Source organism: uncultured Methanobrevibacter sp. (assembly GCF_902774605.1).
Classification (GTDB): Archaea; Methanobacteriota; Methanobacteria; order Methanobacteriales; family Methanobacteriaceae; genus Methanocatella.
Genome location: NZ_CACYJE010000009.1, coordinates 1 through 14,090, shown reverse-complemented (window position 1 = coordinate 14,090; position 14,090 = coordinate 1). Strand labels below are relative to the sequence as shown.

Genomic DNA, 14,090 nt, shown 5'->3' with positions numbered 1-14,090 from the left:
GTATCCACCTTGTTTTAAAAAAAATAGTAAAGGTAAATTAGATTTAATCTAATTTACTTAGTCGTCTTTCACTTCAATGTTTTCGTCTTCATCCATTGCAAGTCTCATGTTGTCTGGATCTGGGTCAAAGTGTTCTAAGAAGTCTTGTGCAGCTCTTCTCACATCTCTTGAACCGATGATGTATCTTCCTGCAATGATGATGTTAGCGCCTTTGGTGATTGCTTCCTCAACATTGTTAGGCTTGATACCGCCTGCAACAGCAACGAGTCCTTTAGGACCGAGTGCTGATTTGATGTCCTTGATGTTACCCCATTCGGTCATGTCGCTGGTGTCTTCACCGTGCTCTGCCCTGTAGGTTTCCATATCAACATTTCTGTGTAACAATACGATGTCAGGTTTTAAGTCTTCAGGCAGTTTTGCGAGTTTTTTCTCGAACTCAGCAACGTTCATCATGTCCAAGATGGAATAGATTCCTTGTTTTTGGGTTTCATGAATTGCCTTTGCGATTGATTCAACGGTACCGAGACCGGAAATTGCAACTGCGTCAGCTGTTTCGTCTGCTGCCATCTTAACTTCAACACGACCTACATCCAAAGTCTTTAAGTCAGCAATGATGAATGCATCCGGACGTAATGCCCTGATTTTGCCGATGATTCCAACACCGAATTTTTTGACAAGAGGAGTGCCCGCTTCGAGCAGGATCCTGTCGTTGTCTGGTAAATCGTTGATGATTCTTTCCATTGCAGCTTCATTGTCAAGGTCAAGTGCAACTTGCAGGTATGGTGGGCTCCAGAGTTTTTTGACTTTGAATCCCATGATTGGGTGAGTTCCACGGTCTTTTTCCGCAAGCACTTTTTCGATGGATGGGTATCCTTCCATTGCTCTTCTGATTGCCAGTTTGGTTGCACCGTAATTGTATTGGTAGATTTTCCTGTAGTCTTCAGCGGATGGGTCGATGAATACACTTACGTTAATCACGATATCTTCAACTATGTCTTTTGGGATGTATCCGTCTTCCACTGCATCTGCAACGGCTCTTGCAACTGCGGTCTGTGCAGGTCCGAAGATTTTGCTTGCATCATCCAGGTCTCCGACTGTTACTTTAGGAATTATTAAAGTAGCCGGTTTGGTCATTAAGTTAGGTCTGATTACACTTGTTAGTGGAGTGTGGCCTACTGAAAGGTTTGATAAACCGTTAGCGAATGCTTGGCCTACTGGTCCTTGCTTATCACCGATTAATAAATCAACGTGTGCTAATTCTGGGCCGTCTCCAATAAGGGCTTCTCCTATTCTATACATTGGGTCCATTAAATTTCCTCCATATTATAATATAATTTTTATTTTTAATAAACTATTGGAAGTTAATCCTTCTTGAGATGTCCTTTGGTAAAGGCAATCTTCTGAATGGTTTTCCTTCGCATTTAGCATTAATTTCACTGATCAATTCGTCAACTCTCATGTCGACTTTCTCGCCGGTTTCACGCACTGTAACCTGGAACTTGCCGGATTCCATTTCCTTGTCTCCGACTACGAAAATGTATGGTATCCATTCCTTGGATGCGTTTCTTATCTTTTTACCTACGCTTTCATCCCTGTCGTCAATGTCGACACGGATGTTGGCGGCGTTGATTTTTGTGTAGAGTTCCTCTGCGAATTCCTTGTGTGCCTCGCTGATTGTGAGTATTCTTGCCTGTATTGGGCTCAGCCAGGTTGGAAGCATTGGCGCTCTTTCATCAAGCTCGATTGCGGTCTTTTCAAGCATTGCGCATAAGACCCTTTCGATACTTCCGGTTGGGGAAGTGTGAATGATTGTCGGGTTGTGCTGCTTGCCGTCTTCACCGAGGTAGGTGATGTCGAACCTTTTACCGCTTTCAACGTCAATCTGCACGGTTGGGTTTTCGATTGGGCGTCCTAGTGCATCGATATTGGCAAGGTCTATTTTGCACACCCAGTAGTGGTGTCTTTCAGGCAAGATCTCTAAAAGGATAGGTTTGTTGAATTTCCTTGCGATATCGTACATCCATTCCTCGTTTTCCTCGAAGAAGTCCTGGGTTGCCCTGAAGATAACCTCGAAGTCAAGGTTGAGGTCCACGCCGGTCTGCATGCACATGTCGGTTTGCTCGGAGAATTCCTGAAGGGATGCATGCACGTCTGTACAGAATGAGTGGCAGTCCGGCATTGTGAATGCCCTTAATCTTTTAAGACCGACGACTTCTCCTTTTTTCTCGTAACGGAAACTGTACCTGGTCAATTCGAATATCTTTGCAGGGAAGTTTTTCCATGTGAGGTATGAATCGCTCATCAGTCTGAATGCTCCGAAGCATGCAGCAAACCTCAGCATTAAATTCTTTTTGGTGTCGGTACGGTATTGCCTTTCACCGAACTTGTATGCGTGCTCGTAGATTGCCTGATTGTCCAGGTCATAAAAGATTGGGGTTTCAACAGGCATCGCTCCACGGTCGACTGTGAGGTCATAGACGTAGTCTGCAAGAAGGTCCCTTATGAGTTTTCCTTTAGGGTACCATCTGAGGTTTCCGACATCTGATGCAGGCTCGTAGTCGCAGATTTCCTTTTCACGCATGATTTTAACATGTGGAGGTTCTCCTTCATCTGATGCTCCGCGTCCAAGCTCATAGTCGACGAGCTGCTTGAAGGCATGGTTTTCGAAGTTGAACTCATCGATTTGAGTGATCTTGTCCCCTTCGAGGATTTGCCATTTTGACGGTTTCCTTTCAACCTTTGCCTCTTCCTCTTCGGCAGTTATGGTTCTTGAAAGCTCGCTTAACGGGTGTCCTTTGCAGGATATCTCGAATGCCTTGTACCATCCGAAAGGTACTCTTTGAACTGTTAAGTTTTCAGCCAAAAGTGCCTCTTCAGCATCTTTCAGGATTTGAACAGCGACTTTTGGGGAACTTAATGATGAAGATAAGTGGGCATATGGATATAACACTATATTTTCTGCTTTAACTTGATCATTAGTTTTTAAAACTTCTTTAACTAAGTTTTTAACGATACCTTCTGGATTATTTTCATCGTCTTTCTCGACAGCTGTAAACACTACCAGGGAATCATCGAATTGGCCTTGTTTTTTGGCTTCTTCGATTTTCTCGGCTACAGGTGTCTCTTTTTTCACATTGTAGTTTAAATAATCAGAATGAATAAGAAGTATTCTCATTTAATCACCAATATATTAATGATTTAATTTCTATTTTTAATATTATATAAAAATTTAGTGAAGTGAAAACATGAGGGTTTCCGGACCGGGGATTATGTTTCGTTAAATGAATTGTGAGTGTGATTAAAACAATTGTTTTATGAAAAAGTGGGTTGATTCTTAATTGGTATTGTGTTTAAATGACAGTTGTTTGAAAAATAAGCGTTTGTTGATTTTGAAATCTATATGAAAAAATAAAAAAAGTAATAGAGATTAAATTTAATCCCTATCTTCTAACTTTAACTTTCTTGGTTACTTTGTCCTTACCGTAGGTTACGGTGTATTTGTATTTCTTACCCGCTTTGAGCTTTTTAGTAATGCTCTTCTTGAGTTTGAAAGTAGCTACACCTTTCTTGTTGATTTTAGCTTTAACCTTTTTGCCCTTGATTTTTAAAGTTAACTTCTTACCTTTAAGGTATTTACCATTGACCTTATTGGTTTTAACTTTAATCTTGTTGACTTTCTTGGATTTCTTAATCTTCTTGTTAGAAGCCTTAATCAAGTGTTTCACATTGACTGTGTTTTTGACTGTTACGCCATTGTAGGTTGCTGTGATAGTGTATTTTTTGACTTTCACTTTAGTATTGAGATTCAAGGTTGCGTAACCTTTACTGTCAGTCTTGGCAGTGTATGTTTTGCCGTTGAACTTGAAAGTAACGGTCTGACCTGCACCAACAGCCTTGCCGTCACGAGTCACGAGAACTTTGTAGTTGGCTTTAGCTGAGTATACAACATTCACGTTCTTGTTGTTAGATAGGTTGAATACAGGAGCAGCTACACTTAAAGTGGTTGCCTTGCTCACAGGTGAGTAATTAGCATCACCGGTGTATGTAACGGTCACGTTATGATTGCCTGCAGGCAATGCTGGTATAGTTACACTGGCAGATCCATTGTTTAAAGCAGCAACATACTTGGTTCCGTCAACATCCACTTCAAGGTATCCGGTAGCATTGCTTGGCAAGCTAATGGAGTAAGTGGTTGGCTCATCTGATTTTGCACTGTCAGGAATGTTGAGTGCGTTTTCAGGAACGTTGGATGTCACGTTGATTTCCTTGGTTGTTGTGATTGGACCGTACTTGTCGTCACCAGTGTATGTGATAGTAGCGTTGTAAGTACCTTCAGCAAGAGTAGGGACAGTCACATTTGCTTTACCGTTGACCAATGGGACGTGTGTTTGTGTTCCATTGATGTCTAACAATAGGTATCCAGTAGCATCTTCAGGCAAGTTGACTGAAATGACTTGTGAAGTGCTGTTTTCAGGAGCGGTAATGTTGAATGCCTGTTCAGGTGAGACCTTAACTTTAGTCACATTGAATGTGACAGTGGTTTCATTGTCCTCATATAAGCCGTTACCCATAAAGGTTACAGTTGCAGTGTATGTGCCTTCAGTTAAGTTTTCGATAACAGCCTTACCGTCAGTCACAGGATAGTATACACCATCCAATTCAACTAATGCGACACCATCAACGCCTTCAGGCAATTTGACAATGATTGTAGCGTTTTGACCAACTTCAATGTTAGCAGCACTAGCAGTTAAATTAACCGGAATAGTGTTAATAGTAATCTCTTTGCTAACACTTGCTTTAGCGTATTTATCATCACCTGTGTATGTGACATTTACAGTGTGGTTTCCAGCATCCAATGAATCGGTTTGGATAGTTGCAGATCCGTTTACAAGAGGAGCATAGTATTTTTTATCACCGTCAATATCAACCAGCAAGTAACCTGTAGCGTCTTCAGGCAATTCAACACTGATTACAGGAGCAGTTGAGTTTTCAGGAACTGTAATGTCTAAAGCGGTTTCTGTTGGAACTTGAGCAACATCGAATGAGTTAGCATCAGTGCCGGTTGTGTAGTTTTCATCACCGTTGTAGATAACCTCATATGAGTGGTGACCAGCAGCCAAACCGGTAACGTTGATGATTGCAACACCATCAATTACAGGTAAATCAAAGGTAACAGGATCGCTGTCAACAGTCACAGTGAAATTACCGGTTAAACCAGGAGCGATTATGGTAATAGTCACGTTTTCACCGACTTTAGCATTTTCAGTAACATTGGATGTTACAACAGGTGCTATAGGAGTTACAGTAACAGTTACGGATTCACTAACAGGACTGTATGATTCATTATTGAATTTGACTTCAATAGTGTGTTTGCCTCCAGCTAAACCAGTGACTGGAATGCTTACAAATCCATCTTCATTAACCTTTGCTGTTTGAACTTCTCCACCGTCAACAGTGTAAGTGATTGTAGCGTTACCGATTACAGCATCACGAGCATTGGTTAAGGTTACATTCACATATACAGTATCATTGTATGGAACTTGACTGTCAGCAACAACAACCAATTTAGCTTCCATAGAGTCTGTAATGGTTAATGTAGCTGTTTTTTCAACTGCATAGTAGGTATCGTCACCATAGTATTTCGCAGTTACGGTCAAATTGCCTAAAGATTCAGTGATTGCAAAGGTTGCAACACCTTCACCAGTTTCATTAAGTGTTACCACTTGAGTTTTGCCATCAACACCCCATGATACAGTGACAATAACATCTCCAGTGATAGGAGTGCCGTCAGCACCGGTCAATTTGATTGGAATGTCAACAGATTCGTTCCATTCACCAACGGTATCATTAACCTCTAAAGCTGGAGTGATTTTTTCAATTGAGAAATATACCTCAGCAATAGCATCCTCATAGTTAGGGTCGTTTACTTGAACAACGAAATAATGACCTTCAGCAGCAGTGAAACCGTATAATACTAAAGTGTAGACTCCAGTGGTTTCATTGATGATGAATACATCAACAGGTTCACCATCCATGAATGCGGATACATTGGAAGGGTCAACGTCTGTAGGTAATGTGAAAGTAATGTTGATTTGACTGCCGATTACCATATCGCCGATTACTTCAGGCTCAGCAATATCTAAAGGAGCTTTAGCAATAGTGAAATCAACCCAGCTATCAACACCATGATATCCATCTTGTTCTTCAAATTCAACATATGCTTCATAGTCACCGGCGAATAAGCCTGAAACATTTTGACTGCCAACACCATCTTTTACGGTAATCTCATATTGATGGTCTTCATCGATAGATACGGTATAGTTTCCGTCAGGACCTTCAATGTTGATTACAGCATTAGGATAGGTTCCAGTAATATTCACAGTGTATTCAGGGTATCCTAGGTATTCAAATTCCTTGGTGGATACGTCTTCGGCCAATTTGTATTGAGGATCATCGAGTGAGATAGTGGCGACTTTCACACCAGGAGTCAATCCTGTGATGTTAGCTTCGCCCCATGCAAATCCATCCTCTTCATCATATACAACAGGCACAGTTACGGTCTGACCGTCAACAGTAACATTGTATTCACCGACAGGACCTTCAATGTAAACGGTCACATTGTCAGGGGCATCACCAGAGATTTCTATGTACAAGTCATCCTCAGTCAATTCCTTGACGTTAACAGTCACTGTGAAATCAGCACTGGAGTTCATGTAGGCGTTGTTACCTTCATAGACTGCAGTCCAATTGTAGGTGCCAACATCAGGTTGAGTGTCAATGGTAAATGTTCCAACACCGTTTTCTACGAATACGTCTTCACCCATGACATTAACAATGCCGGTTAATGGGTTTCCTTCACTGTCAGTCAAGTTGACGGTTATTGTGATAATGTCACTGTAGTTAGCTTCAACTGACTCAACGGTTAATTTTGTAGCTCCTTTGACGTAGAATACTGTTGAGTTGATTGCAGGTTCGTAATTAGGATCTTCAAACATTGCAACAACCGGGTATTGACCATGAGCTAAACCATCAATTGTAATGTTACCAGTACCATTCACAACATTTACAGCATGATCTTCATTGTTAACGATTACAGTAACAATAGCATTTAAACCAGCGTCATTCACACCAATCAGGGTTACGAATACTGTAGCGTTTTCGCCTTCAACAATGCTTTCAACCTTAACAGTGAACTCGGTAACATTAGCTAATGGAATATCTAAAGCACCAGTGAACACTTGCAAGCCAGCAGCACTGTAACTGGTTGAAATGACATTTAAACCAGCTTTTTCCACAGCATAGCCAAGAGTGTATAAACCGGTTCCATCATGATATAATGGAGCATCTTCAATTTCAACACCATTTACAGTGAATCTGAAGTTAGGGTCGTAAATGCTATTGCCCATATCATCAGTCAATGTAGCATTGAGTACGTAAAGATCACCTAAACCAGTGTCATTCAAGGTCTTATTATCTAAGATTGTAGCGTTGACAATAGTGGATCCGATTGTACCGTTGGAATAAATTGAACTACCGACAGTAGCAGAGTTGTTTTTCATTGCAGATTTTGTAATGTCCAGTTTTGCACTGCTGTTCACGTATATTGCACCACCATAATTTTTAGCAGTGTTGTTGGTGAATGTGCTTTCAGTGATTGTTGCATCTTTAAATACAGCAATGGCTCCACCGTTATCAGCATAGTTTTCAGTGAATGTGGATGTAAGGGTTAAACCAGTACCTTCAGCAAAGATTGCTCCACCTAAATCACCAAATGCCTTGTTTTCAATGAATTCACCACCAGTGATGGAACCTCCATTTGCACCCCAGTAGACAGCACCACCATTATAAGCAGTGTTTCCTGTGAAATTGGAATCAGTTATCTTACCTGCAGCTTTTTGCATGGATACTGCACCACCGTTTTTAAGAGCAGCATTGCCAATGAAAACAGAATTTGTAATCTCAGCAGCTTGTTGACCGCTGTAGCATGCAACAGCTCCACCTAATTCATCTGCCATGTTGAACTTGAATGTGGAATCAGAAATGGCATCATTCAAACCATATAGGAATACTGCACCACCGGATGCGGTAGCATTGTTGTCTTCAAATTCACAACCGATGATGTCACTACCGTCACTACTTAAGTAAATCGCACCACCATTGTAAGCGGTGTTGTTGTAGAACTTACAATCAGATATTACATGACTGTTATAAGCACCGTTAGAGTAGATTGCTCCACCCCAGTCAGCAAATTGTTGACTTGAAGTGTTAGCATGACCATTAGTGAAAGTAGTGTTTGTAATGTTAATGTTATTTGCATTGAGTTGGAAGATTCTAGCGGCATCAGCACCACTGATAGTGGAACCGTTACCGTCTACAGTCAATGCTTTGTTTATTACCACACCAGCTTTCAATGCGTCACCATCAATTTCAGCATTATATGTGAAGTTGTATGGTAAAACTAAAGTATCAGTTGCATTATCAATTAATTGTTGTAATTGTGTGAAAGTACCATAAATGGATTTAACAGTAGCGTTTTCAACTTCCAATTCATCATCACTGGCATAGGTAATGTTTACCGGATAGATACCAGCAGATGGAAGAGTGTAAGTAGCTTCATATAATTTATTAGCAGCATTATAAACTGCAGCAACTTCCTCATCATTTATTGTGAATTTGAATTGGGCGTCTTTAATCAGGTTATCCTCATCATCAGTCACTTTAGCGGATAATTCAGCTTCCAGAGTTTCAATGGTTTTAACTTCACCGTCAAGGATTGTTACTTTAATGGTTGAAGTTATAAATCCTTTTGCACCAACTTCGATTTCGGCATTTCCTGAAGTTACATTGTTTCCGGATAATGTTAAAGTACCGTTGCTGTAAATTGCTGAACCTCCAGCAGCAGCTTTATTGTTGGTGAAGTTGGAATTATTAACAGTTAAATTCAATATGTCACCAGTTGCATACTTGGTATTGGTACGTATAGCACCACCAACAGCTTCTCTTTTAGGAGAACCGACAGCAGTGTTGTTTTCAAAGTCACAATTATCAATTTCTACATCAATAACATTATTAGCATTATTATTGCTACTAATATCAACAGCACCACCTACGGTAGCTGTGTTATTATAGAACTTGGAATTTTTAATAGTACCTTCAGCAATATCTACTATAACGATTGCACCACCAGCAGAAGTGTAACCATAACTGCCAATACCGGTAGCATTATTTCCTATAAATGTACAATTATCAATGGAGAAATAAGATTCTTCACCTTTATCTGCAGCGATATAGATAGCTGCACCGCAATATGCTAAGTTATTGACAAAATCAGAATTTTCAACAGTTAAACTAGCTTTGGTAGCACCGAGTATAGGATATGAAGCTATAGCACCTCCATAGGTACCACTGTTATTTTCAAAGTAGGAATTATTTATTACAGCTTTGCCTGAATTGAAAACAACAGCCTCAATAAATTGAGGATTATTATTATCTCCAGTTCTGACAACATAGTTTTTAAGGTCATTAGTGAATGATGAGTGATCAACATTTAAAGTACCGTAATTGTAGATAGCTGCTCCACCATTGTCAACATTGTTTTTCCTTTCTGTAATATTATTGCTGTCAAATCCTGAATTATCAATGGTTACAGTACCTGCAGACCAGATAGCTCCACCACGTTCAGCAGCAGTGTTTTCATCGAAGTTTACATAATCAGCATTCAATTCAGCACCAGCATTAACATAAACAGCACCACCATTTAAAGCTTTACCTTTGGTTAAAGTAACATTAGATAAATTTAAAACAGCATTATTACCAACATTAAATATTCTGGCGGCATCGGAACCTGAAATAGTGTATCCTTTACCGTCAATAGTTACAGTCTTATTAACTACAATACCATTTTTAATGCTTGAATCAAATTCTTCAACATATGCGTAATCACCGGTTAACTCAATAATGTCACCAGCGTCAGCTGCATCAATCATGTTTTGGATGTCGATTAATGATTTGACAATAGTAATGTTAGCAGTTGTAATTATTACTAAATTGGCTGAAGTAGTGCAATTAGCATCAATGTTGAATATACCAGCATCTTTAGGAGTGTAAATTCCTTCATATAATCTATTATCAGGATTATATTTTGCATCAACTAAAGAGTTTGCAGTATCATTGACTTTGAATTTGAGACCAGTAATATCCATTAAGTTACCAATATCATCTGTAACAGTAGCTTGAAGAGTAATATCGCCACAGTGGTATGTAGTACCATTGTTCAAGATTTCAATGTAGATTGTTGATTTGATTATTCCTGTACTTACAATATCAGCTTTTTCGCTGGACACATTGTTTTTAGATAATGTGATAACACCTTGATTATTATATATTGCATTACCATCCTCAGCAGTGTTTCCAGTGAAGTTAGAGTTAGTTAAGGAAGAATCAGTGCAGTAATTAGTGAAAACTATAGCACCACCTGTTTCAGTAGCGGTGTTATCGATGAATCTAGAATCAGAAATAGCAACATTATCCCATGCCCAGAGAGCACCAGCATTAGTAGCATTATTTGAATCAAATATTACATTATTAATGGTAGCTGCAGATCCTCCTCTATTATCATAAATAAAAATAGCCCCACCTTTATCAGCACTATTGTTTTTAAAAGTACAATTGTCAACAGTTATAGAAGGAGCATATAAGTAAAGTGCACCTGCCAAATTATCAGCGTGATTGTTTTCAAAAGTACTGCCAGTAATATTAGTTTTTTTGGTACTTTCTATATCAACAGCACCACCTTGGGCTGAATAAGAATCTTTCACAGTAATATTATCAATAGAACCACCAGCGTTTTTAATAAATATGGCACCTCCACCAGCAGTATAACCAGGACTACCAATACCTACTGCTTTGTTATTTTCAGTGAATATAGTATCTTTAATTTCAAAGTTTAAATTTCCTTCTAATTGAATAGCTCCACCGCAATATGCATTATTAGCAAGGAAACTAGATTTAGAAATAGTTATAGTCCCATCTTCAGCATAAATTGCTCCACCATAAACACCATTGTTGTTTTCAAATAAACAATTTTCAATAGTGGTTTGGGAATTGAGTAAGTTTAAAACACCATTAACTAAATCGCCTTCAGTACGGTTGAGATTTTTACCATTATTAATAACATTAGTATTAGTTAAAGTAACCATTGCATTATTAGCATATATTGCAGCACCACCATGATTTTCAGAAGCCCTAGCTTCTAATTTAGTTACATCATTACTATCTAAAACACAACTAGTAAGATTAATACTACCACCATTAGTATAAATAGCACCACCATCATATTCCTGTGCAATATTATTACTAAATACAGCATCATTAGCAGCTAAAGTAGCACCATTAGCAACATATACACCAGCACCTTCACTAGCAGCACCATTACAAACAGTGACATTAGTTAAGGTTAAAGTACCTGCAGTAATATTAAAGATTCTAGCAGCATTACTACCACTGATAGTATGACCATTACCATTAATAGTTAAATCTTCATCAATAATTATACCATTAACCTCACTGTCGCCAAGTTCAGGAGTGAATGCAAAGTCATATGCTAAGTCTAAAGTACCACTTATAGCATTATCTATTTTATTCTGCAAGTCCTGGAAGGTACCTTTGTAGTTATTAATAGTAGCTGTTTTCACATTCAACTTATCCTCATCTATATAAGTAATGTTAACAGTGTATATACCAGGAGCAGGTAATGTCATGAGTCCTTCATATACTCCAGTAGTAGCATTGTAGACTGCTTCAACTTCAGCACCGTCAGTCACAAAGGTTAAACCATTAACGATTGTCATTAGGTTACCATTGTCATCAGTAACTGTAGCATTAATCAGGTATGTACCATCATTAGTGGTAACAGTCTCATTGTTTAAAATAGTTGCATTGATTTGTGATATAATGGTACCTTTACTGTAAACACCGTTAGGAATATTATTCTCACTTAACTCAAGAGTACCTGAATTATAAACTGAATACTTGTTTGAATCCTGAATATCACAATTTTCAATTTTTGCATTGAATTCTTCATCTATAGACACAGTGATATTGTCTGTGGCTTGGTTATTTATGAATGTAGAATCTTTGATAACTAAAGTTACATCACCATCATCCTTAAAAGTACCACTGCTGATTGCAGCGCTACGAGTACCATAGTTGTTTTCAAAGGTACAGTTGTCAATGATACCGGATGCACAATTTGCTAAACGGATAGCTGCACCAGTAGATCCGTTTTTATCATCTCCATAATTGTTTTTAAAGACACTGTAAGATATTTCTAATGTTACAGGAACAGTATTAGTACCAACACAGATACCTGCACCCATAGCACCAGTAGTAGGAGCGCCTTGAGGACCATGGAAGTTGTTTGAGTCAAATGTACATTTGGTTACGTTTAAATATTTTACATTATCATTTGCATTAATACCAACACCAACATAACCTGTATTATTGTAGAATGTACAGTTTTCAACTGCAACCTCTTTTTGATCTAATTCTTCAAGTTCGATTGCTGCACCGAAACGTGCAACGTTGCGTTCGAAGTATGAGTCTTTAATGTATACAGTACCTGTACTCCAGGAGGATATGGCACCTGTACTGCCTATCCAAGGAGCTAGGTTGTTAACAAATCGGGATCCACGAACATTTAAATTGTTTCCAAGATTAAATATTGCTGCACCACCATTGGAATAGCTGTTTTTAGTAATTTCATTGTTCATGAAAATACTGTTTTCAACTGTTAGTGCAACATTTTCATCTGCATAAATAGCACCACCTTTATTTACTGCAATGTTTCCATCAAAAGTGGAACTTCGCACTTCTGTATCAGTTGTTGTATAAAGTGCAGCACCATTACTTGCTTTATTGTTTTCAAAAGTGGAGGAAGAAAAGCTTTCTATTGTACCAACGTTGTAAATTGCACCACCATTAGCACTAGCAGTGTTGTTAGTTAATTTACATTCAGAAATAGTAAGTAGTCCTTCGTTATAAATTGCTCCACCATAATCTGAGTTACCGTTAACCAAAGTCACACCGACTAAAATTAAAGTAGCATCAGAATCAACTTTAAAAATTCCACCCAAGTTATTAGCATCAATTTTGTAGTTGTTACCTATCAAAGTAAAGGTTTTACCACTTATTGATATATCGCTGTCTCCTTCAACCCTAGTGTAATCCTTTTGAAGAGTATGGGAATACTTTGTATCAACTATGGTTTGAAGTGAGGTGAAATTATTACCATCTCCAGGATCAGCCACTACATCTGCATCGTCCGTTGCCGCAAGCGGTTCAACGTCCTCAGAAGCCACCTCTTCAACAGGTGCCTCATCTACAGCCTGTAGGTCTGAGTCTGAAGTATCAATATCTTCTGCTGCACTGACAGCAGAAACTGCTAATATCATTACTAAAAATAGCAACAATATTGATATATACGATTTCTTCATATTTTACGCAACCTCATTTTTATGATTTAATCTAAAAATCAAAGTCTTAGATTAACCAGTTATATATAAGTTGTACATAATATATAAAGTTAATCTATATGATTTTCAACAATTCAAATGAAATATATATCTTTCATTCATTAAATATAATAGTTTATTGAATTAAAAATAATTTTCTTATGAAAATCATTAAACATTTTACAATAATAAAATTAAATTCCTTTAAATTGTTTATTTGTTTAATTGCGATGAAACTAAATGATTGACTTAACTTTGGAAAGTCTTAAACAGATAATAATTTGAAATATTCCTATCCCTAATCAAAGAACAAATTAAAGAGAGTTTTACACAAACCAAAATTACAACTCCACTAAACAAAATCCCCCTTAAATGTAAAAGTTAATGAATAATATATGCGACATGCCCATTATCTTCTTTATCTTAAGAATGCGAGAATACCTCGACTTCTGAAGTCGAGGATGAATCGCAGTTTTGGGAGTACTAGTAAAAATACTTATTTTTAACTGTTTATTTATAGTTTAAGGGATTTTTTATTATATTTTTGTTGATTATTTTTTTTCAGTATACTTATTATGG

General features: G+C 38.1%; 3 protein-coding genes. All 3 read right to left on the bottom strand.

Features of this window, described 5'->3' with window-relative positions; all coding sequences use genetic code 11:
• Positions 1-57: 57 nt before the first annotated feature.
• Entirely contained in the window at positions 58-1,299 is a 1,242-nt protein-coding gene (locus QZU77_RS03395) for a bifunctional 5,6,7,8-tetrahydromethanopterin hydro-lyase/3-hexulose-6-phosphate synthase (protein ID WP_295600089.1), read from the bottom strand.
• A 52-nt stretch (positions 1,300-1,351) separates the two neighbouring features.
• Complete coding sequence (locus QZU77_RS03390) at positions 1,352-3,175, bottom strand: threonine--tRNA ligase (protein WP_295600023.1); 1,824 nt, start codon at positions 3,173-3,175, stop codon at positions 1,352-1,354.
• Between the two features lie 265 nt (positions 3,176-3,440).
• A complete protein-coding gene (locus QZU77_RS03385; protein WP_295600020.1) occupies positions 3,441-13,451 on the bottom strand; it encodes an Ig-like domain repeat protein in 10,011 nt (3,336 codons plus the stop codon).
• Positions 13,452-14,090 lie beyond the last annotated feature (639 nt).

What these genes read in the sequence shown, in the direction of transcription:
- QZU77_RS03390 (WP_295600023.1), bottom strand. Translation starts at nt 3,175, where the DNA reads ATGAGAATACTTCTTATTCATTCTGATTATTTAAACTACAATGTGAAA.
- QZU77_RS03385 (WP_295600020.1), bottom strand. Translation starts at nt 13,451, where the DNA reads ATGATATTAGCAGTTTCTGCTGTCAGTGCAGCAGAAGATATTGATACT.
- QZU77_RS03395 (WP_295600089.1), bottom strand. Translation starts at nt 1,299, where the DNA reads ATGTATAGAATAGGAGAAGCCCTTATTGGAGACGGCCCAGAATTAGCA.